At 58.6% G+C, this 22703-nt stretch carries 20 protein-coding genes; 10 read left to right on the plus strand and 10 right to left on the minus strand.

Annotation, left to right across the window (positions count from 1 at the left end):
* Positions 1 to 144: 144 nt before the first annotated feature.
* Complete coding sequence (gene drt4, locus ABQX22_RS07430) at positions 145 to 1785, minus strand: antiviral reverse transcriptase Drt4 (RefSeq protein ID WP_349798021.1); 1641 nt, start codon at positions 1783 to 1785, stop codon at positions 145 to 147.
* A 383-nt stretch (positions 1786 to 2168) separates the two neighbouring features.
* Here drt4 and ABQX22_RS07435 point away from each other — a divergent pair, with 383 nt between their 5' ends.
* Positions 2169 to 3050: a serine hydrolase domain-containing protein gene (locus ABQX22_RS07435; RefSeq protein WP_349798023.1), complete on the plus strand. Its 882-nt coding sequence runs from the start codon at positions 2169 to 2171 to the stop codon at positions 3048 to 3050.
* A gap of 284 nt (positions 3051 to 3334) precedes the next feature.
* Here the strand turns inward: ABQX22_RS07435 and ABQX22_RS07440 are convergent, their stop codons facing one another.
* Both ABQX22_RS07440 and ABQX22_RS26895 read right to left on the minus strand, forming a co-directional pair.
* Positions 3335 to 3592 (minus strand): BPSL0761 family protein, encoded by a 258-nt coding sequence (locus tag ABQX22_RS07440; RefSeq protein WP_065988263.1) that lies wholly within the window; start codon positions 3590 to 3592, stop codon positions 3335 to 3337.
* Between the two features lie 196 nt (positions 3593 to 3788).
* Positions 3789 to 4562, minus strand: a complete 774-nt coding sequence (locus ABQX22_RS26895) for an SIR2 family NAD-dependent protein deacylase (RefSeq protein WP_441005249.1) — start codon at positions 4560 to 4562, stop codon at positions 3789 to 3791.
* Positions 4563 to 5281: 719 nt separating this feature from the next.
* Between ABQX22_RS26895 and ABQX22_RS07445 the strand changes: the two genes are divergently transcribed.
* From ABQX22_RS07445 to ABQX22_RS07460, 4 genes are all read left to right on the plus strand, one after another.
* Complete coding sequence (locus ABQX22_RS07445) at positions 5282 to 5737, plus strand: helix-turn-helix domain-containing protein (protein WP_065988261.1); 456 nt, start codon at positions 5282 to 5284, stop codon at positions 5735 to 5737.
* Between the two features lie 448 nt (positions 5738 to 6185).
* A complete protein-coding gene (locus tag ABQX22_RS07450) occupies positions 6186 to 7433 on the plus strand; it encodes a YifB family Mg chelatase-like AAA ATPase (RefSeq protein WP_349798150.1) in 1248 nt (415 codons plus the stop codon).
* 60 nt (positions 7434 to 7493) lie between these two features.
* Positions 7494 to 7793, plus strand: coding sequence for a type II toxin-antitoxin system RelB family antitoxin (gene relB / locus ABQX22_RS07455; protein ID WP_349798025.1), 300 nt, complete (start codon positions 7494 to 7496; stop codon positions 7791 to 7793).
* Complete coding sequence (locus tag ABQX22_RS07460; protein WP_349798027.1) at positions 7790 to 8071, plus strand: type II toxin-antitoxin system RelE/ParE family toxin; 282 nt, start codon at positions 7790 to 7792, stop codon at positions 8069 to 8071. The genes relB and ABQX22_RS07460 overlap by 4 nt, the downstream gene beginning before the upstream one ends.
* Here the strand turns inward: ABQX22_RS07460 and ABQX22_RS07465 are convergent, their stop codons facing one another.
* On the minus strand, positions 8072 to 10048 hold the full coding sequence (locus tag ABQX22_RS07465) for a methyl-accepting chemotaxis protein (protein WP_349798029.1): 1977 nt from the start codon (positions 10046 to 10048) through the stop codon (positions 8072 to 8074). It lies immediately after the preceding gene.
* A 176-nt stretch (positions 10049 to 10224) separates the two neighbouring features.
* A complete protein-coding gene (locus ABQX22_RS07470; RefSeq protein ID WP_349798031.1) occupies positions 10225 to 11145 on the minus strand; it encodes a LysR substrate-binding domain-containing protein in 921 nt (306 codons plus the stop codon).
* 162 nt (positions 11146 to 11307) lie between these two features.
* Between ABQX22_RS07470 and ABQX22_RS07475 the strand changes: the two genes are divergently transcribed.
* Positions 11308 to 12690 (plus strand): NorM family multidrug efflux MATE transporter, encoded by a 1383-nt coding sequence (locus ABQX22_RS07475; RefSeq protein ID WP_349798033.1) that lies wholly within the window; start codon positions 11308 to 11310, stop codon positions 12688 to 12690.
* 147 nt (positions 12691 to 12837) lie between these two features.
* Here ABQX22_RS07475 and ABQX22_RS07480 read toward each other — a convergent pair whose 3' ends face one another.
* Positions 12838 to 14508 (minus strand): putative bifunctional diguanylate cyclase/phosphodiesterase, encoded by a 1671-nt coding sequence (locus ABQX22_RS07480; RefSeq protein ID WP_349798035.1) that lies wholly within the window; start codon positions 14506 to 14508, stop codon positions 12838 to 12840.
* Positions 14509 to 14673: 165 nt separating this feature from the next.
* On the opposite strand from ABQX22_RS07480, the gene rep reads away from it, so the two are divergent.
* From rep to ABQX22_RS07500, 4 genes are all read left to right on the plus strand, one after another.
* Positions 14674 to 16719, plus strand: coding sequence for a DNA helicase Rep (rep, locus tag ABQX22_RS07485; RefSeq protein WP_441005250.1), 2046 nt, complete (start codon positions 14674 to 14676; stop codon positions 16717 to 16719).
* 35 nt (positions 16720 to 16754) lie between these two features.
* Positions 16755 to 17327 (plus strand): xanthine phosphoribosyltransferase, encoded by a 573-nt coding sequence (locus ABQX22_RS07490; protein WP_349798037.1) that lies wholly within the window; start codon positions 16755 to 16757, stop codon positions 17325 to 17327.
* A 156-nt stretch (positions 17328 to 17483) separates the two neighbouring features.
* Positions 17484 to 18368 (plus strand): MBL fold metallo-hydrolase, encoded by an 885-nt coding sequence (locus ABQX22_RS07495; protein WP_349798039.1) that lies wholly within the window; start codon positions 17484 to 17486, stop codon positions 18366 to 18368.
* 12 nt (positions 18369 to 18380) lie between these two features.
* Positions 18381 to 19196 (plus strand): sulfite exporter TauE/SafE family protein, encoded by an 816-nt coding sequence (locus ABQX22_RS07500; RefSeq protein ID WP_349798041.1) that lies wholly within the window; start codon positions 18381 to 18383, stop codon positions 19194 to 19196.
* Positions 19197 to 19294: 98 nt separating this feature from the next.
* Here the strand turns inward: ABQX22_RS07500 and ABQX22_RS07505 are convergent, their stop codons facing one another.
* The 4 genes from ABQX22_RS07505 to ABQX22_RS07520 are packed head-to-tail and all read right to left on the minus strand — an operon-like array spanning position 19295 to position 22651.
* Entirely contained in the window at positions 19295 to 21220 is a 1926-nt protein-coding gene (locus ABQX22_RS07505; RefSeq protein WP_349798043.1) for an acetyl-CoA hydrolase/transferase C-terminal domain-containing protein, read from the minus strand.
* Between the two features lie 43 nt (positions 21221 to 21263).
* Complete coding sequence (locus ABQX22_RS07510) at positions 21264 to 21581, minus strand: DUF2845 domain-containing protein (protein ID WP_349798045.1); 318 nt, start codon at positions 21579 to 21581, stop codon at positions 21264 to 21266.
* Entirely contained in the window at positions 21578 to 21997 is a 420-nt protein-coding gene (locus ABQX22_RS07515; protein ID WP_349798047.1) for a c-type cytochrome, read from the minus strand. The genes ABQX22_RS07510 and ABQX22_RS07515 overlap by 4 nt, the downstream gene beginning before the upstream one ends.
* Positions 21998 to 22051: 54 nt before the next feature.
* A complete protein-coding gene (locus ABQX22_RS07520) occupies positions 22052 to 22651 on the minus strand; it encodes a cupin domain-containing protein (protein WP_441005251.1) in 600 nt (199 codons plus the stop codon).
* Between the last annotated feature and the right edge of the window lie 52 nt (positions 22652 to 22703).

Genomic DNA, 22703 nt, shown 5'->3' on the forward strand with positions numbered 1-22703 from the left:
ATGGCCGTTAGCGGCATTGTAGGGCGTCCGCTTATGGCCGGTTTCTGCCTCTCACCACGAGCAGAAATCGGCCAAAAGGAGACGATCAGCCATGACCTGTAGCGGCTAATTCCAATCTGTTATGGCTTTAAAAATTAAGTAATTTCAAGCATGACTCCGTTGTAGGAATTCTTCGAATGTATATGGCCCATGCTCTGGCTCAAACGAATCTGCAAATTCCAGATGGGTGCAATAGGATTCAGCTAGGCTTTCATTTCCTTCTGATGGCATGAAGTCAACGTCCATTTCTCTCATGATTTCGAAAACGGGCGATTTGTAGGGGTTGGGTATGTACCCCTTAATAAAAGCTTGATAGAGGAATACCCACTGCCGATCTCTTTGATACACATCAAGTTCACTTAGGGTTTCGAATGCTAGTTGTAGGTTCTCTGTCCAGCCTGTTATATGCATCAATATACACATTGACAGGCAGTCTTGAGAGTTGATAACCGCCGCCTCAGCTAACGTGTTAAGAGTCAGCCCAAGTTTGCTGATGAAGTATAGAGGCCAGCACATTCCATCCGAGCGCCCATTTTTTGAGTTTTCGATTATGATTTGGTTCAGCCTTTCTTCGTAGTCAGAGTGTTGAACCTCATGTTTTTCGAAGATCATACCCAAATAGGGCAGTAGTAGCGGATAATGCCAACACAAGTTTGTCACATAGTCAGTGGTGACTCTGATCCAATCACCATCAAGCAAGTGGATTAGTTGCTGCATGGCGTATTTTAATACACTGCCATCCGGTGTTTGATTGTTTAATGAAATCGCATACTCTAAAAAGTGTATCGTATCATCCGTGTCGTACTTCTTGCCTTCGCCAACTCTTTGAGGGAGTGCGGCATGAAGTTTTGCTACCCAGTCGGTTTGTATTGCAGCGGGCAATGGTTCGACTTTGGTTTTCGATAGATTTAATGAGAATTTGAACTTTTTCAACTCACTGGCAAGCTTTTGCAAAAAGCGTTCGGCCTCCGATGAATCTTTGCAATAGCACACATAGTCATCAACATATCGGACAAATTCATATTCTTCTTCACGTAGTCTCTCGTCTACTACACCTAGTATGAGTTCGACGATGACTGTCGATGTCGCCGGTCCGATTGTAATGCCCTGAGTTTCAAGGCGTCGTGTATTCCTTTGCCACTTATCCAAATCTTTAGACCAATGCTTGTTGCCGTTGTCCTTAACCCCAAGCTGTCTTTTAGCTTCTTCCTCACCCATTCCCGCCCATTCAATAGCATGCGTATAAACAGAGTTAAAGCAGCTTGCAACATCCGTATTCACCAAGTAACGCTTGCCGAATGATGTCTGGCTTTTCTCCAGAACTTTCTCTCGAAAGCTGTCGTAGTTCATCACTACCAACCGTTTGTCAACATGAAAGTATGGTTTGATTTTGCTACTTTCGTTATCGCAGATTCCCCGCATGTGCTCCCAGTTTTCAGAGATACATTTTGCAAGCCGCCCGTACGCCTGCGGATGGGGAATTCCTAGAAGTCTGGGCACGTTGTTGTACCTAGTGGACGCATATTCAACAAAATCAAAGCCCTTTGAAGGCCTTCCTGTCTTATTGCTCTCTGGGTCCTTTGCACGTTCATCGCATGCGTCTGGCTCCTGAATGATTCGAAGTACCACTTCGGGTGTGAATCGTCTAGAATTGAAGATCGGTGGAATCTCGCCAACGCCCTGCTTTTGATTCGGGAAGTAGTTGAATCGGGTTAGCGCTTCAAACACAAATCGTTCTTCGTCCATTATGTAACCTGTCCTATTAAATGAATTAACTTGTATGGATCCATGCTCGTTTGTGTGCTGAAGGTACCGTGCCCAGGTGGATATCTGGGTTTACCTTTCAGGTGAGTAGGGTAGTCGAAGAAGCTGTTACTCGCAGCGTTGTCGACATTGCACGCCCAGGGTTTGGATCTGCTTGGAAGTAAGCAAGCAGGTGATGTTCTCATCGTGACGAAACTCGGCCGGTTGAAGGTCTGCTTCTGGCCGAAAGCAGTCTGCCCTGTACGGCAGTTTTCGGCCAAAAGCAGTCGTTTAGGACGTGCAGACAGCTGACGTTTTACTCTGGCGAAGAAGAGTGAATGGGATATCTTGTCTAGCTGTCGATCCGTACAACACCAAGGATGCCAATGCTCTGTTCACTCGTATCAAATGGTCAGCCACAAACGCCTGACCGATTAGAACTGACGGCTCCCTGGTGGAGTGTTACGAAAACAGTCTTGGCTTCGACAGCCCTATCGTTAGTGCGTGATGGGCTCATCGGACTGGATGACCCAATTCTTGATCAGCCTTACACGTTACGTCAGTTACTGCGGCATGAGGCAGGTCTGGCCGACTACGGTGAGCTTGCGCAGTATCACGCTGCTGTTACGAACAATGAGCCAGCCTGGTCGGCAGAGGAAATGATCCAACGCCTTGACGGTGCTCGACTTCGATACAACCCCGGAACCGGTTGGCGTTACTCAAATGTTGGCTACCTGCTTATTGGCAGGCTGATTGAACAGCTAACTGATCTGACACTCGATGATGCGGTGACCCAAAGGGTACTTTCTCCTTGGGGCTTGTTGAACGTTCGCTTTGCTAAAACTCGAGCTGATTTAAAAACGACCTACCTTGGAAGCACCTTAAATTATGACCCCGCGTGGGTTTATCACGGACTGTTGATCGGCCCAATTTCGCAAGCAGCGCTATTTCTGGATCGACTCCTCCGTGGAGACCTGCTCTCCACAAGCTTGCTCCAAGAAATGCAGACAGCACGAGCATTAGGCGGCCCGATTCCAGGGCGTCCATGGATTACTCCGGGCTATGGCCTTGGCGTCATGCAGGGTTCAATTGAAGGGGGATATTCCCTATGTGGGCACACAGGCTGTGGGCCAGGCAGCGTCATCGCTGTCTACCATACCTGTGCCGGCGACACATCGGCTTGCTGCGCTGCTTTTGAGGTGGATACTAGTGAAGGTGCCGTCGAAACCATTGTTGTTGGACAGCTGATGCAGTTGCTGGAGCCGTGAGCTGCAACCGGTTAAGTTCTTTTGGTGTCGATCTCATCATTCACCGGATAATCGCTTTGGGTCGATAGCTGCCCGTCGGGGCCGGCCGCTTCCGACCCAATGCTGCCGGTCAGCATCGGCAGAGTTAGGCTACAAGCTGACAGTCGCGGCCGCAATGTGACAACCAAGCCTAGTCGAAGCAATGGCCATTCGATGCTTGAGCGCTCTACGACATATCCTATCGGGAGCTACAAAGCCAACAAGATGATCGACAAGCGCGTCTGCATTACAACTGCAGACCTTGCCTAGGGTTTTATGTCCGCAGTGAACATAGGGTGATAGCCGCTGATAGCTAATTCCCGCCTAGGATCTCCGGGTCCTGCGCTTTGAATAATGTCATCCATCTTGCCAGCGAATAGGACAAACGACGATTCAGGGTAATGCCGCAGGAGGCGCTTCGCTTCATTACGAAACTCATCAGGGATGAGGGCGCTCTTTGACAACTCTCGCAAAAACGATTCTGTTTGGATCACACTTCGCGTGCGTTCACTCGGCATAGTCATCTCAGCCTGCACCTCTTTGAGTTTTTGTCCTACCTCGGTGGAATGCAGCCGAAAGAGGTGTTAAAAAATGGCCTGAGCAGTACCTTGAATGCCGCAAGCGATGAAGTATGTGGCATTTTGCATGGATAACCAGATCCGTATAAGCACCGGCAGTCTCCGACCCCCGCATCCCTGCGTATTCACTCGAAGATACCGCTCAACGTGTTTGTGCCTGAGGAGGTATTAGGGCACAAAGCTTCGTGAGGACTTCGGTCGCTTTCCCGATCAGCATCACTTCATTCTGCATGCCGGTGCTGACATCGGCCGTATTGATCTGAATTACTGTTGCACCAGACGACAGCGCAAGCCTAGGGATGTCCGCCGCAGGGGTTACGATCCCAGATGTACCCACAGATATCAGCACGTCACAGCTTTTCACTCGTGCAATCGCCGATTTCCAAACGTTCAACGGCAAGTCTTCGCCATACCAAACAACCCCAGGGCGAAGCTTTCCTTTGCATCTCTCACAGCGCGGTGGTTCGACTAGTGCTCCATCGGCTGGAAAAGTCGATGGTGGCGGAGGTATCTCTGCTGGTCGGTGGCACGCAAAGCATTTTGGCGTACCGAGGCTGCCGTGCAGGTGCAGTACACCCACCGATCCGGCTCGTTCATGTAGGTCGTCAATGTTCTGAGTGATCACGGAGACTTTACGCCCAGAGCCGGCCAGTTGACTCAACGCTAGATGCGCAGCATTGGGACTCGCTTTCGCGGCTTGGTGGCGTCGCCATAAGTACCAACCCCATATAAGAGGAGAGTTTTCGCGAAACGCCCTTGCCGTTTCCAATGTTTGCGGGTCCTGCCGAGCCCAGATCCCCGTCAATGGATCACTGTAAGTGGGAATACCACTTTCAGCTGAGATACCTGCCCCCGTAAATACTACGGCCTCGCGAGCATTCGATAGGGCTTCGACGGCGCGTTCGAAATCGGACATCTAAAAGGTCTCGCGGAATGAGCTATGCGAATGGGAACCTGATTGACGACCTGCGCCTCAGGTAGAGGGGGGCGTACATCTGGGCACTGCCAGACTGGGGAACCGCCTCTGAGATTCTCGGCCGATGGTTTTCTAGACGTTTTTTCGAGAACCAAACCTGAGATGTCTTCTTCTTTCGAAGGTCCAGCTCTCCCATTTTGTAAACCCCTCCCGAGGTACGATACACAACAGCGCTTTCTTGAGTTGCTACGCCTTGGAAGCAAATGATCTGGTCCAGGTCTTCTAAGCTCCATTTGCCAGAGCGGGTTAGATTCGGGGGACACAGCATCTGCACACGGTTGATCTCCACACCAGAAGCGGTAGTCATGTAGAGCTGAAGCTCATACGCGCAGCCAACCATTGCGGCGCGATCGCACATTCCAGTTAGGACAGAGGTAATGGTGATTAGAAAGCTCATACCTTCTAACTCAAAATGAGTCTGGGTGAATACTGTCCGTTCTGCAGGGTCAAGTACGTAAATCAATTGTTAAACCATTCCCGATTCAGTCGGTGCCACTCTATATCAGCAGTAGAAAAACATTGGGTATCGGCAGGACGCTTCTAGATTGCGCAAGGACGAACCCGCCAAGGGCGCTCGCCACGACTGAATGGTATACCCCCACGATGTGAGGCGTCAAAGCGTGGCTTTATGCTTTCTTTTGTGAGTACACGGAAGAGAGATGGGTTATCTGGAGGCTTTAGGGCAGGTGATAAGGGAGGTCCGAGTTGCGGCCGGGCTCAGTCGAGAGGGCTGTGCCCATGTCCTTAATCGAGATCATCTTGCCAAGGTCGAGCAAGGGCGCCAGGCCATTTCTGTTCTCAGGTTCAATTGTTTATGCGAGTGCCTCGGTGTCTCTCAAAGCTTGCTGCTTATGGCTGTGGAGGCACGGCTGCTGGGCATCGACTTGAAAGCATATCGGCACCAGCAAGAAAGTGATTTAACCCGATTGGTTGAAGCTGGGCTGCTTAGCAATGTGCCCAATCATCGGGCGATTCGCGGGGTACGCGGAAAAAGGGCGGACGATAATCGTTCGGCAATTCAAGCGCTTCAGGTCGCAGGGTTCGCGAAGATGGAGGTGGTTCGTAAACTAGGCGTCAGTCGCGCCACCGTCGACCGTTATTGGCTAAACCAATGAGCTATTAAACACAGCCCCTCGCCGTTCTCACTGTGAAATTTTTTTCAAAGTACTCGACCTCCAAGCCTGATCTGGCTTTGCGTACTCCATGAACAAACGCTTTCTAAGCATGTGACCTATTCAGTCATTAATTCCAGGGGCTTCAAAAAGCTCACTCAAAGCGCCCGCATTGTTTTTTTAGAATCTGAGCAAACACTGAGCGGTTTGACATAGCAGTGCTCAGCTTCGCGTCGTGTTTTCAGGGGGTTCGGTACGTGTTTCTTCAGCGTGACCGTTTGGAGCTCCTTAACGAGGTGCAACCCTCCCCCTATGGACATATTTCCAAATTCCCCGCGACTTTTTCACGGACGCCTATGGACATCGATGGAGACCCCGCAACCGCCTTAAACATTTGGTCTCCAGGGGTATGTCCATACGTCTTTACTAATCTGTATACGAGCGTTTCGATCTGGCCATTGCCCTGGGACTGCTGGCCGCCAGCGCGCAGGTGCCGACCCTCGCTCTTCAGGCCGTAGAGTGCCTGGGCGAACTGGCGCTGTCGGGCGCGATTCGGCCCGTTCAAGGTGTGTTGCCCGCCGCATTGGCCGCGCGGGAAGCGGGACATACGCTGATCGTCCCGGCGGTGAACGCCGAAGAAGCGTGTCTGGCCTCGGGCCTGCGTGTCATCGCCGTCAACAACCTGCTGGAACTGGTGGCGCATCTGAACGGGCGCACCCCGATTGCGCCTTATCAGTCCAAAGGACTCATCCTGCAAACCCGACCGTATCCGGATTTGAGCGAAGTGCAAGGCCAGACCGCCGCCAAGCGTGCGCTGCTGGTTGCTGCGGCGGGTGCGCACAATCTGTTATTCAGCGGTCCGCCCGGCACCGGCAAGACGCTTCTGGCCAGTCGCTTGCCCGGCCTGCTGCCGCCGCTGGACGAGTACGAGGCGCTGGAAGTCGCCGCCATTCAATCGGTCGCCAGCCATACGCCGCTGACCAGCTGGCCACAGCGCCCGTTTCGCCAGCCCCATCACTCGGCATCGGGACCGGCACTGGTGGGCGGCGGCAGTCGGCCTCAACCGGGGGAAATCACCCTGGCCCATCACGGGGTTCTGTTTCTGGATGAGCTGCCGGAATTTGATCGGCGGGTGCTGGAGGTGCTACGTGAGCCACTGGAGTCCGGGCATATCGTGATTTCCAGGGCCCGGGACAGGGTGCGGTTCCCGGCGCGCTTTCAATTGGTGGCGGCCATGAACCCGTGCCCCTGCGGCTATTCGGGCGAACCCACAGGGCGCTGCCGCTGCTCGACGGATCAGATTCAACGCTACCGAAACAAACTGTCCGGGCCGCTGCTGGACCGCATCGACCTGCACCTGACCGTCGCCCGGGAAACCACTTCACTGACCCCGACGCCCCAAAAGGGGGACGACAGCGCCAGCGCATCGATCCTCGTCGCCGAAGCCCGCGAGCGTCAGCAAAAACGCCAGGGGTGCGCCAACGCGTTCCTCGACCTGCCCGCCCTGCGCCAACACTGCGCACTCAGCGCCGAAGACGAAGCCTGGCTCGAAAAGGCCTGCGAACGGTTGACGCTGTCCTTACGCGCCGCGCATCGACTGCTGAAAGTCGCACGCACGCTGGCCGACCTGGAACGCGCCGATGCCATCGCCCGCTGCCACATCGCCGAAGCGTTGCAGTACCGGCCGACGACAAATTGATGAACATCGTTGCCCGTATCTCTAATGAGATACATAGTGTTCATTTTCGGGAGAAATGAAATGGCAACTCACACCTCGATGCTCCATGTTCGAATCGATGACGAACTCAAAGCTCAAGCTGCGGAAAACCTTGCCAAGTTTGGGCTGACAGTGTCCGACGCTGTGCGGATTTTACTCACGCGCGTGGCAAAGGAAGGCGCACTGCCGGCCGGCTTTACCAGCGACACTCAAGCCTACGACGCATGGTTTCGCGCCAAGGTACGTGAGGCCATGGAAGACCCCGAGCCGTCCATTCCCCACGAGCAGGTAATGGCGCAAGCACAAGCCTTGATTGACAGGAAACGCCATGGCGAAAGTTGAATGGAAAAAAGGCCGCCAGCGCGGACCTGTTGGCGATTCTCGAACATGTGGGAAATGAGAATCCGGAAGCGGCGCAAAGGTTGAAAGACGAGATTCAACAGAAAATCGCTCGTCTTTCTGACCACCCACAGCTGTATAGAACGGGACGAGTAAGGGGCACCCGCGAACTGGTCGTGTTGCCCAACTATCTGGTTATCTACCGCGAAAACACAAAAGTGATATCCATTCTGCGGATTTTGCATGCCGCCCGGCAATGGCCGCCGGGCAACCAGGCTTAATCAACGAAACCGATCAACTTCCGTGCGCAGATCCGTCGCCAGCGCGTTCAGCTCCTGGGCGGTGATGGCCAGGTTGGAGACCACTTCACGCTGCTCGCTGTTGGCCAGAGCAATGCTCTGCAGGTTGCTGCTGAGCAGGGTCGCGGTGTCGCTTTGCTCTTGCGTGGCGGTGGTGATGGCGGCGAACTGGTCACCGGCGGAGCGACTCTGTTCGTCGATCTGGGCCAGTGCGGCGGCGACCTTGGCGTTGCGGGACAAGCCTTCCTGCATCAGCGCCTTGCCCTGCTCCATGGTGCTGATGGCGTTGCCGGTTTCCTGCTGGATGCTGGCGATCATGCCAGAGATCTCGTCGGTGGCCTGACGGGTACGCGAGGCCAGGTTACGCACTTCGTCAGCGACCACGGCAAATCCGCGGCCTTGCTCACCGGCACGCGCCGCTTCGATGGCGGCGTTGAGCGCCAGCAGGTTGGTTTGCTCGGCGATCGAAGTGATGACGCTAACGATGCCGCCAATTTCCTGCGAGCGCTGACCCAAGGTGTCGATCACGGTCGCGGTACTGCTCAGCGAGCCGGCGATCTGCTCCAGCGAGGCTGACGCTTCCTGCATCGAAGCGCGACCGATTCGGGTTTGCTGAGCGTTGCCCTGTGCCAATCGCTCGGTGTGGCCCATGTTGTCGGCAATGTTCAACGCCGTGGCGCTGAACTCCTCGACGGCCCCGGCCATGCTGGAGATCTCGCCGGACTGTTGCTCCATGCCTTCGTAGGCACCACCGGACAAACCGGACAATGCCTGCGCCCGCCCGCTGACTTCCTGCGCGGCGATACGGATATGCGACACCATGGTCGACAGCGCTTCGCCCATCTTGTTGAAGCTGCCGGCCAATTGTCCGATTTCATCGTGGCTGGTCACCGTCGAACGCACGCTCAGATCGCCCCCACCCAACGCCTGGGCCTGATTGACCAGATCGGACAACGGCTTGAGCTTGCTGCGCAGCAACCAGATCGCCGCACCGACCGCGATCAGCATCGACAACAGGCTGCCAATGGCCAACTGGGTGCCAACACTCCAGGTCACTGCACTGATTTCCGCTTTCGGCATGGTCGCCATCACCGACCAGGGTCCACCCGGAAACGGCTGGACCACGGTGTAGAAATCACTGCCTGCATCCTGCCAGTAGCGGCCTTTGCCTGGATGTTTGATGAAGCCGGCCAGGGTTTTGCTCGCCTGATCCAGATCCTTCACGCCCGCCGGCGGCACCAGCCACTGATTTTGTTCATCGAGCAGCGCCAGCGAGCCGGTCGCGCCAATGCGGAAGCTTTTGAGGTTATCGAACTGCGCTTTCTGGGCGTCGGTGTAATCGAACCCTACGAACAGCACGGCGATGACTTTGCCCGCAGCATCCCGCACCGGGGAGTATTGGGTCATGTACGAGCGATCGAAAAGCAGCGCGCGGCCGACGTAGCCCTGACCCGCCAGCAGGCGCTCATAAGCAGGATGCTTGTGGTCCAGAACCGTACCCATCGCGCGGGAACCGTCCTGCTTGGTCAGGGAGGTGCTGATGCGTACGAAATCGTCGCCACTGCGCACGAATACAGTCGCCACGCCCGCCGTTATGCTGCGGAAGTCGTCGACCTCGGCGAAGTCGTTGTTCAGCGGGTTACCGTTGAGCAGCAAAGCAGGTGTCTGCAAGGACCCGACCGTGATCGACTGGTCTGCCTGCAAGGTCAGGCCGTTGGTAAAGCGCTTCTCGAACAAGCCGCTCAGGCGCTGGGTACTGTCGCGCAAGGTGCTGTGGAAGGTATTGAGCTGATCGGCCAGCAGTCTTGCCTCGCTGCCCATGTGTTCTTCCCGGATCGCCAGGTTCGCGTTATCCAGTGAGCGCAAGGCGAACAGCGTACTGCCGCTGATCACGACGGCAAGGATGACAGCCAGCGCGACACCTAGTTGGGTTGCGATACGGGCGCGAGGTTTAGACATGACGACTCCCTGACCGAAACACTGGAGTCAATCGACCCCCAGCGCATGTTCGGACTTTCAAATGAACAAGCTTGGTGAGCCGTTGCTGACGCATGACTCTGATAAGACGGATTCGGCCGACGTCGGAAATACTTGAGTCCTACACAGGGACACTACGGCCGATCAGCGGTTACAGGCTATTTCAGGATCGTCACATCCGGCAGCGACATGGCGTGCACCTCGTTCAGTAAGAAGTCGCTCAGCCGGCGCAGGCGCTCTCCGCCAGGACGCGTCCTCGGCCAGACCAGATAGTAGTTTTCACCACTGACCACCGCCGTGCGCCACGGCAAACTCAAGCGCCCTTGTGCAACGTCCTCGGCCACCATCAGCAAGTCGCCCATGGACACGCCATACCCTCGCGCTGCCGCAATCATGCCCAGCTCAAGGGTGTCGAACACCTGGCCGCCCTTGAGCGAAACCTGATCAGACAGGCCCATACGCTCCAGCCAGAAGCGCCAATCGCGCCGGTCCGGGGTTGGGTGGAGCAGTTCGGCGCTGGCCAGCCGCTGGACATCCCACGGTTTGTCTTCCAGCAATGTCGGCGCGCCCACCGGAATCAGCAGCTCGGGAAACAGGCATGTCGCTTCCCAGTCCGGCGGAAAATGCCCTCGACTGAGCAACACCGCACAGTCGAACGGCTCCTGAGTGAAATCCACATTATCGATGTCCATCCAGGCGCTGGTCAGCTGGACTTCGTTGCCCACCTGCAGATGACGAAAGCGGCTCAGCCGCGCCAACAGCCAGCGCATGGTCAGGGTGGAAGGCGCCTTCATGCGCAAGATCCCCTCTTCGGCCAGCAGCGTGCTGCATGCCCGCTCCAGCGCGGAAAACCCCTCGCGGATGCCCGGCAGCAGCGTGCGCGCCGCTTCCGTCAGTTGCAGGTTGCGACCGTTGCGCTGAAACAGCCGGCAGGCAAAGTAATCTTCCAGGGTACGGATATGCCGGCTCACGGCGCTTTGCGTAATCGAAAGCTCCTCGGCAGCACGGGTGAACGAGGCGTGACGTGCTGCCGCTTCAAATGCACGTAACGCATACAACGGCGCAAGACTTCGAGACATTCGGGGCTTCCTCTTTGCATTGCGGCGGGGCTGGACGTCACTGTAGCTCAAACTCAGCATGAGTATTAATCATGCTATGGATCGGATTTATCCCTTTGTGCGCAAACACCTTACCCACCAGAATGACCGGCTTATCGACACCTGCCCCCGAGCGCCACGACCATGCACGCACACGCCTTTAAAGAACTCTGGATCATCCTGCGTCTGGCCGGGCCGCTGATTACATCCCAGATGGCGCACATGCTCATGGTCTTCACCGACACGGTGATGATGGGTCAGCTGGGCCCGGAAGCCCTGGCCGGCGGTGGCCTGGGGGCAGCCAGCTACAACTTCATTTCTTTTTTCTGCGTCGGCGTCATGGCAGCGGTCGGCACACTGGTGGCGATTCGTCACGGCGCCAACGATGTGAAGGGCGTGACCACCCTGGCTCAAGCCGGCTTCTGGCTGGCGTGGGGCATGGCGCTGATCGCAGCGCTGATCCTCTGGAACCTCGAGCCGATTCTGCTGAAACTGGGTCAGGACGAAGCCAACGTGCACATGGCCAGCCAGTTCCTGATCACCCTCCCCCTCGCCCTCCCCGGCCTGCTGAGCTTCATGGCGCTGCGCGGCTTCACCAGTGCGCTAGGCCGGGCCGGCCCGGTCATGGCAATCAGCCTCGGCGGCGCCGCCGCCAACTTCGCACTCAACTACGCGTTCATTCACGGCCTGTTCGGTCTGCCCCATTGGGGGCTGATGGGGATTGGCCTGGTGACCGCGATTGTCACCAATGCCATGGCGATCATTCTGGCGCTGCACATTCGCTATCACCGGGCGTACGCCGCCTACCCGCTCCATGTGGGGCTGATGAACCTGTCGCGCAGTTGCCTGAAAGAGCTGTGGCGCCTGGGCTTGCCCATTGGCGGGACGTACGCGGTGGAAGTGGGCTTGTTCACCTTCGCGGCGTTCTGCATGGGGGCGATGGGCAGCGCCCAGATGGCCGCGCACCAGATCTCGCTGCAGTCGGTGTCGATGGCGTTCATGATCCCGGTGGGGATTTCCTATGCCGTCACCATGCGCATCGGTCTGCACTACGGCGCTGGCAACCTGCTGCTGGCGCGCACCGCCGGGCGCATGGGCATCGCTTTCGGCGGGCTGGTGATGCTGGCGTTCGCGTTTCTGTTCTGGCTGGCGCCCCACGCCGTCATCAGCCTGTTTCTGGATATCAACAACCCGCAATACCAGGAAACGGTGGAACTGGCGGTCAAGCTGTTGGCCATCGCGGCCTGGTTTGAACTGCTCGATGGCACGCAAACCATCGCCATGGGCGCGATCCGTGGCTTCAAGGACGCCAAGACCACGTTCCTGATCGGCTTTGCAAGCTATTGGGTCGTTGGCGCGCCCGCCGCGTGGAGTTTCGGATTTCTCGCCAACCAGGGCGCCGTCGGAGTCTGGTGGGGGCTGGCGCTGGGGCTGCTGTGCTCGGCCATTGCGCTGACCTACGCCTTCGAGCGCAAGGCCGGGCAGTTGCTGCGCAAGGAAGCATCGGGCGTGGCGGTGATGGGATAGGACGCAGGACTGCTTGGGAATCTTCTGTAGGAGCCAACTTGTTGGCGAAGCGGCTGATGCAGAGTGTGAGCGGTGAACGCTTTCGCGAACAAGTTCGCTCCTACGGCCTTCGCCCAGAATCGGCAGCCTGCACGAACACATTTGCGCCTACAGGGCCTGCGTCCCGTTCGCCTTGCCCTGCCCGAACATCAAATAGCCCATCAATTCCGGCAGCGGCAGGGGATGGCTGATCAGGTAGCCCTGCACCTGATCGCACTTGAAGCTGCGCAGTAACGCCAGTTGCTCTTCGGTTTCAACGCCTTCGGCCACCACCTCAAGGTTGAGGTTGTGCGCCAGGTTGATCATGGCGTGCACCAGCTTGCGGTTCTCTTCGCGCTGCTCCATCTCGCCAACAAAGCTTTTATCGATCTTGAGCAAGGTGATCGGCAGGCTGTTGAGGTGCACGAAAGAAGAAAACCCGGTACCGAAGTCATCCAGCGAGAACCGCACGCCCAGGCGGCCCAGCGCATCCATGGTCTGCTTGACCAGATCACTGCGGCGCATGACGGCGGTTTCCGTCAGTTCGAACTCCAGCCATTGCGCATCAATGCCACGATCGGCGATCAAACGGCTGAGCGTGGCCAGTAACTGATTGTCCTGAAACTGCCGGAACGACAGGTTGATCGCCATGTGCAGCGGCGGGATGCCCTGCTCGCGCAAGGTCTGCATGTCCCGCAGGGCGCGGGAGATCACCCAATAACCCAATGGCACGATCAGGCCACTCTGCTCAGCCAGCGGCACGAACTCGCTGGGCGGCAGCAGGCCACGCTCGGCATGACGCCAGCGCACGAGCGCTTCAAGGCCAAGAATCTTGCCGCTGTTCAGGCACAGTCGCGGCTGGTAGTGCAGCTCCAGCTCATCACGGCGCAGGGCCCGGCGCAGCTCGCTTTCGAGGTCCGCCAGGCTGCGCGCGTTGCGATTGATGCGCTCATTGAAGACGTGAAAGGTGCAGCCCTGCGTACCCTTGGCCTGCTGCATGGCGATGTGGGCATGCCACATCAGCGGATCGGCGCCGTTCTGCGCGCGGGCATGGGCGATCCCCAGGCTGCACCCGATCAGCAGGCTCTCGCCATCGACCCAATAGGGTTCGGACAACGCCTCGGTAATGCGCTCGGCCATCCATTCGGCGCGATTGGGCGCGCGGCGAGTGTCGATGAGCAGGGCAAACTCGTCGCTGCCCAGACGCGCCAGCTGATCGCCGGCTTCCAATTGACCCTTCATCCGCGCCACCACCTGCAGGATCAGGCGGTCACCCGCTTGATGACCCAAGGCATCGTTGGCGCGACGAAAGTTATCCAGATCAAGGTGTCCCAGCGCCAAACCGCGCCCGTCGAACTCGGCGAGCCGCGCGGCAAGCAGGGTTTGAAACCCCTGGCGATTGGCAATGCCGGTCAATGGATCCTGTTCGGCCAGCCGCTGAAGAGTGTTTTCCAGCAAGCCACGTTCGCGCACGTGACGCAGGCAACGGCGCATGCCGGATGTATCGAGGGTGTCACGCACCAGATAGTCGGCGACGTCCGCAGGCTCTGTGTCCGGCTCAATGTCGAGTAACAGCACGACCGGGAATTTGCACCGGGCCGCAGGGGGTTGCCGCGCCGGGGTGGCGAGCACGATGGTGTTGTGCGGGATGTCCAGTGGGTCGCCGACAGATTCCCAATCCAGCACGCAGACCAGAACAGTGGCGTCTCCCAACGGAGCCAGGCACTCGCGTAACAACGCTGACCATTCCGGCGTTTCGGCCAGAAGCAGCAAACGCAAGGGTTCGACGGGCGTAGACAAGCTAGCTCCCCACACAGACAAAGGACGTTGGCGGCCCTCAAAACAAGCACCGTCAGACGCGGAATATCACCGAGTGATGCGCAAATGTAACAAAACGGCGAAATATAGATAGCGTGCTGCATCACATGTCAGACGGTCGCTGCACAAACCGTCGAGCCTGTTAAAATGCCCGCCCATTTCGCAAGCGACTCCCCCTTCGTCATGTCCCGACTCAATCCCCGGCAACAAGAAGCCGTGAACTACGTCGGCGGCCCTCTTTTGGTGCTCGCCGGTGCGGGTTCCGGCAAGACCAGCGTGATCACGCGCAAGATCGCCCATCTGGTGCAGAACTGCGGCATTCGCGCGCAATACATCGTCGCCATGACCTTCACCAACAAAGCCGCCCGGGAGATGAAAGAGCGCGTCGGCACGTTGCTCAAGGGCGGTGAAGGCCGTGGCTTGACAGTGTCCACGTTCCACAATCTGGGCCTGAACATCATCCGCAAGGAACACGTGCGGCTCGGCTACAAGCCAGGGTTTTCGATCTTCGACGAAACAGACGTCAAAGCCCTGATGACCGACATCATGCAGAAGGAATACTCGGGCGACGACGGCGTCGACGAGATCAAGAACATGATCGGCTCGTGGAAAAACGACCTGATCCTGCCGCCCGAAGCGCTGGCCAACGCGCGCAACCCCAAGGAACAAACCGCCGCCATCGTCTACACCCACTATCAGCGCACGCTCAAGGCGTACAACGCAGTGGACTTCGACGACCTGATCCTGCTGCCCGTCAAGCTGTTCGAAGACAATCCGGACATCCTGGAAAAGTGGCAGAACAAAGTCCGCTACCTGCTGGTGGACGAATACCAGGACACCAACGCCAGCCAGTATTTAATGGTGAAGCTGCTGATCGGCACCCGCTGCCAGTTCACCGTGGTCGGTGACGACGATCAGTCGATCTACGCCTGGCGCGGCGCCCGCCCCGAAAACCTGATGCTGCTCAAGGACGATTACCCGTCGCTCAAGGTGGTGATGCTGGAGCAGAACTACCGCTCCACGAGCCGTATTCTGCGTTGCGCCAACGTGCTGATTTCCAACAATCCCCACGCGTTCGAAAAACAGCTGTGGAGCGAGATGGGCCACGGCGATGAAATCCGCGTGATCCGTTGCCGCAACGAAGACGCCGAAGCCGAGCGCGTCGCGGTCGAAATCCTCAGCCTGCACCTGCGCACCGACCGCCCCTACAGCGATTTCGCGATTCTGTATCGCGGGAACTACCAAGCCAAGCTGATCGAGCTGAAGCTGCAACACCACCAGATTCCGTATCGCCTGTCGGGCGGCAACAGCTTCTTCGGGCGTCAGGAAGTCAAAGACCTGATGGCGTACTTCCGCCTGCTGGTGAACCCGGCGGACGACAACGCCTTCTTGCGCGTGATCAACGTGCCGCGCCGGGAAATCGGCTCGACCACCCTGGAAAAACTCGGCAACTACGCCACCGAACGCAAGGTCTCGATGTACGCCGCCACCGATGAAATCGGCTTGGGCGAGCACCTGGACGGTCGATTCACCGACCGCTTGAAGCGCTTCAAGCACTGGATGGACGGCGTGCGCCAGCAGTGCGCGCAGAACGACCCGATTGCCGCCCTGCGCAGCATGGTCATGGACATCGATTACGAGAACTGGCTGCGCCAGAACAGCTCCAGCGAAAAGGCTGCCGATTACCGCATGGGCAACGTGTGGTTCTTGATCGAAGCGCTGAAAAACACGCTGGAGAAAGACGAAGAAGGTGGCATGACCATCGAAGAGGCCATCGGCAAGCTGGTCCTTCGGGACATGCTCGAGCGCCAGCAGGAAGAGGAAGACGGCGCCGAAGGCGTGCAGATGATGACGTTGCACGCGTCCAAAGGGCTTGAGTTTCCTTACGTGTTCATCATGGGCATGGAAGAAGAAATCCTGCCGCACCGCTCCAGCATCGAGGCCGATACCATCGAAGAAGAGCGCCGCCTGGCGTATGTGGGCATCACCCGCGCCCGCCAGACGCTGGCCTTCACCTTCGCCGCCAAGCGCAAGCAATACGGCGAGATCATCGATTGCTCGCCCAGCCGTTTTCTCGATGAACTGCCCCCGGACGATCTGGCCTGGGAAGGCAATGACGACACACCGACAGAAGTGAAAGCCGTTCGCGGCAATACGGCATTGGCGGATATCCGCGCCATGCTCAAAAGATAATCCTTACTGCGCACTTGCGCGCCTGAGGCCACACCGTGGAAGCACTGCACAAGAAAATACGCGAAGAGGGCATCGTCCTGTCTGATCAGGTCCTGAAGGTGGATGCGTTTCTCAACCACCAGATCGACCCGGTACTGATGCAGCAGATCGGCGACGAATTCGCTGCGCTGTTCGCAGACTCAGGCGTGACCAAGATCGTCACCATCGAAGCGTCAGGCATCGCGCCGGCGGTGATGACCGGCCTCAGGCTCGGCGTGCCGGTGATCTTCGCGCGCAAGCATCAGTCGCTGACGTTGACCGAAAACCTGCTATCCGCGACGGTGTACTCGTTCACAAAGCAGGTGGAGAGCACGGTCGCGATTTCGCCTCGTCACCTGAGTAGCAGCGATCACGTGCTGATCATCGATGACTTCCTGGCCAACGGTAAGGCCTCGCAAGCGCTGATTTCCATCATCAAACAAGCCGGTGCGACGGTGGCAGGGCTGGGGATTGTCATCGAGAAATCCTTTCAAGGCGGGCGCGCCGAACTGGATGCCCAGGGTTATCGGGTTGAATCGCTGGCGCGGGTGAAGTCATTGAAGGAGGGCGTCGTCACGTTCGTCGAGTGACAGCTCTGCACCCCTGTAGGAGCGCGCTTGCCCGCGAAGACGGCGTAACATTCGATGCATGTCTGCCAGCTGGAAAATCGTTTTCGCGGGCAAGCGCGCTCCTACATCCAGGCGCTTCGTCTGGCGGCGGCAAACAAACACTTTCGGAGAGCAGCAATGATCATTGGCGAAACCTTGAGCGTCGACGCATTTTTCGACGAGCAGACATCGACCATCAGCTATCTGGTCATCGACCGCTCCACCCTCAAAGCCGCGCTGATCGACAGCGTGCTCGATTACGACCCCAAGTCCGGCCACACCAGCACCACGTCGGCGGACCGACTGATCGCCAAGGTGCATGAGCTGGGCGTTTCAGTGGAATGGATCCTGGAAACCCACGTTCACGCCGACCACGTTTCCGCTGCGGCCTACCTGAAAGAGAAGCTGGGCGGCACGGTGGCCATCGGCAATCAGATCACCCGCGTGCAGAAAGTCTTCGGCACGCTGTTCAACGCCCAGGGCGACTTCGCCCGTGACGGCAGCCAGTTCGATCAATTGCTCGAAGACGACGCGCATTTCCAGATCGGCTCGCTGCACGCCCGCGCCATGCACACCCCTGGGCACACCCCGGCCTGCATGACGTACCTGATTGAAGCCGGCGGCGAGACGATCGCGTTCGTCGGCGACACCTTGTTCATGCCCGATTACGGCACGGCGCGCTGCGACTTTCCGGGCGCCAGCGCACGTACGCTGTATCGCTCCATTGGCAAGATCCTCAGCCTGCCGCCCCAGACGCGTCTGTTCATGTGCCACGACTACCTGCCCAATGGCCGCGAGTTGATGTACATGACCACGGTGGCCGAGCAGCGCGCTGGCAACATCCACGTTCATGAGGGGATCGACGAAGACGCGTTCGTCGAGATGCGTGAGCAACGCGACGCCACGCTGGGCATGCCCCTGCTGATCCTGCCATCGGTGCAGATCAACATGCGCGGCGGGCATTTGCCGGAACCCGAAGACAACGGCGTGCGCTACCTGAAAATCCCGATCAATGCCTTGTAAGCCGCCCCGCTCTTGAGTGAGCACGATCTGCTGGGCGCAGCGCTGGGCACGATTGTCGGCGCGATTCTCGCGCTGACCGGCGCAGGCGGCGGGATTCTCGCCGTACCGTTGCTGGTGTTCGGGCTGGGGCTGTCGATGGTTGAAGCCGCCCCGGTCGGATTGCTGGCGGTGGGGCTGGCCGCGTGGATCGGTGCACTCCTCGGGTTGCGCCAGGGCATCGTTCGCTACCGCGCGGCCGGGTTCATTGCGGTTATCGGCATCATCATGGCCCCTTTGGGGGTTTGGCTGGCCCATCAGTTGCCCAACCGCCCGCTCTCGTTAGGCTTCGCACTGGTGCTGGTCTATGCCTGCGCACGCGTTTACCGCAAGGCCGCTCACCACTTGCAGCACGGGCAACCGGCCCCGCGCATGGCATTTTTGCCGTGCGTGCTGAACCCGCGAGTGGGCCGCCTGCGCTGGACCCTGCCCTGCGCCCGATCCCTGGCGATCACCGGCATGGTGGCCGGGCTGTTGTCCGGCTTGCTGGGCGTGGGCGGCGGGTTCGTCATCATCCCCGCGCTGACCCGCTACACCGACCTGGACATGAAAAGCATTGTCGCCACGTCACTGGCCGTCATTGCGTTGGTCTCCACCGGCAGCGTTGCGACAGCGGCCGTGAGCGGCACCCTGCATTGGGCGGTGGCCATGCCGTTTGCGGCGGGCGCGGTGGCGGGGTTGATCGCGGGATTACAAGCCGCACGATTCGTCGCAGGCCCGAGGTTGCAGCAGCTGTTTGCGGTGGCCGGGTTTGTTGCGGCGGGGTTGCTGGCCTATAAAGCACTCGCCTGAATACACTGTTGGAGCGAGGCTTGCCCGCGAAGCTGAGTATGCGAGCTGCGTGACACACGCCAATCACAGCTTCGCGGGCAAGCCTCGCTCCAACAGGTTTAGCTGGCCGTTGCTCGTAACCCCGCCAGCAACAGCCGCTGATACAGTTCTTCCCGCAATCCTTGCGGCTGATCCAGTCCCATGCGCGCCAGATGCTCGGGGAATGCCGCAGGTTCCGGAGCGTCAAGCGTGGCTTTGCCCAGGTCGATGATGTCCCGTAGCTTGAATTTGTCCTTGAGCCAGTTCAGCGCCCGCAGCAAATCGCGCTCCTCGGCAGTGAAATCGCTGCCCAGCGGGTATTCGGTGAACAACGGCAAGTACTGCTCGCGAATCGCCAGCAGGCGTTCAGGGGTGTTTTGCGTGAACAGCGGATCGAGGCGGAAGCCCTTGGGCAGCTTGCCCGCTTTCTGTGCCTGATCGATCAAACCGGGCTGGAAACGTGAATCGCTGATGTTCAGCAGCGCTTCGATCACCGCTGCATCGGTCTTGCCGCGCAGATCGGCGATGCCGTACTCGGTGATGACGATGTCCCGCAGGTGCCGCGGGATTGTGGTGTGCGCATAGTCCCAGACGATATTGGAAGTCACGTCCCCGCCCGACTCACGCCAGCTGCGCAGGATCAGGAGTGAGCGGGCCCCCTCCAAAGCATGGGCCTGAGCGACAAAGTTGTACTGTCCGCCGACGCCGCTGACCACACGCCCGTCCGCCAGTTGATCGGACACCGCCGCCCCCAGGAGCGTGACGGTGAACGCGCTGTTGATGAACCGCGCATCGCGCCGCTGCAGGCGCTTGAGCTGTTCATCACCGTACAGCTCGTTGATGTAGCTGATGGCGGTCATGCCGACCTGCGCCAGCTGATCGGCGGGCAACTCCCGAAGACGCTCATAGAAACTGCGCGGCCCGACGAAGAAACCGCCGTGCACCAGCACGCCGTCCGACTGCGCCGATTCGTCGAGTACGCCGTCGTTGGCTTGTTGCTGCTGTTCGACGGTCGGGTAAACCTTGCGCCGGATAATGCCCGCATCCAGCAACACCAACAGGCCGTTGACGAACATCTCGCTGCAGCCGTACAGCCCGGTGGCGAACGGCATCACTCCGCCTTCTCGCTCGATCAACGGCTTCCAGGTCGAGATGCCGTCCAGTTGCGACAGGCAGGCCCTGTAGCTTTCATTGTCCGCCTGGCGCGCCAGCAGTGCCGCCGTCAGCGCATCGCCCATCGAACCGATGCCGATCTGCAACGTGCCGCCATCGCGCACCAGCGTGCTGGCGTACAGGCCGATAAAATGATCCTGGAAACCGACCGGCATGTTGGGCGTGGAAAACAGCGTGCTGCGCTCATCGACGTCGATCAGCAGGTCGAAGGTATCAACGCTGACCTCGGCATCGCCCGGCATGTACGGCAGATCCGTGTGGACATGCGCCAGGGTCAGGATGGTTTCCCCCGCCGCACGGCGCTTTTCGACCATGGGCAGCAGGTCCAGCGTGACATCGGGGTTGCAGCTCAGGCTTAAGAAATCAGGTCGCTGCGGGTCGCGCGCCACCAGTTGCGCGATGAGGTTCACGCCATTGGCATTGATGTCTCGCGCCGCATGGCTGTAGTTGCTGCTGACGTAGCTTTGCTGGGCCGATTCGCTGTTGAGCAAGCTGCCCGGCTGCATGAAGAACTGCTCGACGTGAACGTTGGACGCGAGCGTGTCAGCGCGCAGGTCGGTGAGGAAATCCAGCTCCGGGTAATCGCCGAACACCCGCTCCAGAAACGGCTCGAGAAACCGGCCCTGCAAGCCGTCGCCGGGGGCAGGACGCCCGAGACACAAGGCGGTGTAGATCGTCAGCTGGCGGTCGGGCAGGGTTTTGAGCCGGGCGTACAGCGCGTTGGCGAAGCGATTGGGTTTGCCCAATCCCAGTGGCATGCCCATGCGAATGTGATTTGGCAGCGACGCCAGCACGTGATCGACAGCTTGCTCAAGCGAGCAGGAATGCGGCATCCGGGCCTCTCCTGATTTGTTATTGAATGGGGGTTGGACCCGCTCAGTTTCTCCTCGTTTCGATGGAGACGAGCTTATCGTCGATGAATCGCAGATGTTGGTAGGCGCCGCCACGTGGCCCGTACACCCAATGACTGATTTTGGCGGCGTTGCGATAGGGCACGCCATTGGCTAGCCGCGCGGGGCCTTCGCTGGTTTGCGTGTCGGGGGCGCCGCATTTTTCGAGAACGGTCTGCGCCGAATCACCATTGCTGATCAGCGAAGTCCCGCAGCGCATGGTGGCGTCTGCGTCGAATGCGACCAGCAGCAAGGCCAGCAGCCACAACGACGCAGTTCTGGAGATCGACATAACGGCGGTCACAGCCCCGACATTTTCTTGATGGCGCCTTTGAGGTCTTCATCCGAGCAATCGACACACGTGCCTTTGGGCGGCATGGCATTGATGCCGGTGATGGCTTTGGCGAGGATGCCGTCCAGGCCGCCCTGGTGATCGGCGCGGTCTTTCCAGGCGGCGGTGTCTCCGATCTTGGGCGCGCCCAGCAGACCGGCACCGTGGCAGGCGTTGCAGTGCTTGGCAATGATGTCATCAGGGGTCTTGGCCGCCCCGCCACCGGCCGATGCGGTGACTTCCATGCCCGGACACGCCTTGCCCTGAATGCAGACTTGCCCGACCGGCTCGAGTCGTTTGGCGATGTCATCGTTGGTCGCGGCCTGGGCAGCCAACACCCATAACGCCAGGAATCCGGCTACCGCCAAAATCTTATTGGTATGGTTCACGCTCTCACCCTCATGGTGGCTATATCACCCCGCGGGCACGGTATACGCAGGCGCTCAAAAATTGGCGGGCGTTGCTGCGCTGATGAGCCGCGCCGGGGCATCGAACGGATTACGGAAGCGATGCGGCCGAGTGCTTTCAAAATAGTAGCTGTCGCCAGCCTCGAGCACATAGGTATCGAGACCGATGACCAGCTCCAGGCGGCCTTCCACCAGAATCCCGGTCTCCTCGCCTTCGTGGACGAGCATCTCAACGCCGGTGTCGGCGCCAGGCGGGTAGACCTCGGTCAAGAATGCAATGGCGCGGCTGGGGTGGGATTTGCCGACGAGCTTCATGGTCACCGCGCCGTCCGAGATATCGATCAGCTCGCTGGCCTTGTAAACCACTTGGGCGGGGTTTTCCGGCGCAAGCTCTTCGGAAAAGAACTCCACCATGGACATCGGTATGCCGCCGAGCACTTTTCGGAGCGAGCTGATCGAGGGGCTGACGCTGTTTTTTTCGATCATCGAAATCGTGCTGTTGGTCACGCCCGCTCGCTTGGCGAGTTCACGCTGGGACAGACCTTTGAGTTTGCGAATGGATTGCAGTCGTTCACCGACGTCCAATGCGGCAGTCCTCCTGATGATCAAATGGGGGCAAGTGGCAGTGGCCGCCATGATGGCAACAGCGTTCAGTATTTACAACACTTGCGCCGGGCAGCTGATCAGC

Origin of the sequence: Xanthomonas sp. WHRI 1810A, from assembly GCF_040202885.1 — a bacterium.
In the GTDB taxonomy this organism is placed as follows: domain Bacteria; phylum Pseudomonadota; class Gammaproteobacteria; order Pseudomonadales; family Pseudomonadaceae; genus Aquipseudomonas.

Bases quoted from the DNA above. Each gene is read 5' to 3' on its own strand.
- drt4 (WP_349798021.1), bottom strand. From the start codon at position 1,785: ATGGACGAAGAACGATTTGTGTTTGAAGCGCTAACCCGATTCAACTAC.
- ABQX22_RS07435 (WP_349798023.1), top strand. From the start codon at position 2,169: ATGCTCTGTTCACTCGTATCAAATGGTCAGCCACAAACGCCTGACCGA.
- ABQX22_RS07440 (WP_065988263.1), bottom strand. From the start codon at position 3,592: ATGACTATGCCGAGTGAACGCACGCGAAGTGTGATCCAAACAGAATCG.
- ABQX22_RS26895 (WP_441005249.1), bottom strand. From the start codon at position 4,562: ATGTCCGATTTCGAACGCGCCGTCGAAGCCCTATCGAATGCTCGCGAG.
- ABQX22_RS07445 (WP_065988261.1), top strand. From the start codon at position 5,282: ATGGGTTATCTGGAGGCTTTAGGGCAGGTGATAAGGGAGGTCCGAGTT.
- relB (WP_349798025.1), top strand. From the start codon at position 7,494: ATGGCAACTCACACCTCGATGCTCCATGTTCGAATCGATGACGAACTC.
- ABQX22_RS07465 (WP_349798029.1), bottom strand. From the start codon at position 10,048: ATGTCTAAACCTCGCGCCCGTATCGCAACCCAACTAGGTGTCGCGCTG.
- ABQX22_RS07470 (WP_349798031.1), bottom strand. From the start codon at position 11,145: ATGTCTCGAAGTCTTGCGCCGTTGTATGCGTTACGTGCATTTGAAGCG.
- ABQX22_RS07475 (WP_349798033.1), top strand. From the start codon at position 11,308: ATGCACGCACACGCCTTTAAAGAACTCTGGATCATCCTGCGTCTGGCC.
- rep (WP_441005250.1), top strand. From the start codon at position 14,674: ATGCCCGCCCATTTCGCAAGCGACTCCCCCTTCGTCATGTCCCGACTC.
- ABQX22_RS07495 (WP_349798039.1), top strand. From the start codon at position 17,484: ATGATCATTGGCGAAACCTTGAGCGTCGACGCATTTTTCGACGAGCAG.
- ABQX22_RS07505 (WP_349798043.1), bottom strand. From the start codon at position 21,220: ATGCCGCATTCCTGCTCGCTTGAGCAAGCTGTCGATCACGTGCTGGCG.
- ABQX22_RS07520 (WP_441005251.1), bottom strand. From the start codon at position 22,651: ATGGCGGCCACTGCCACTTGCCCCCATTTGATCATCAGGAGGACTGCC.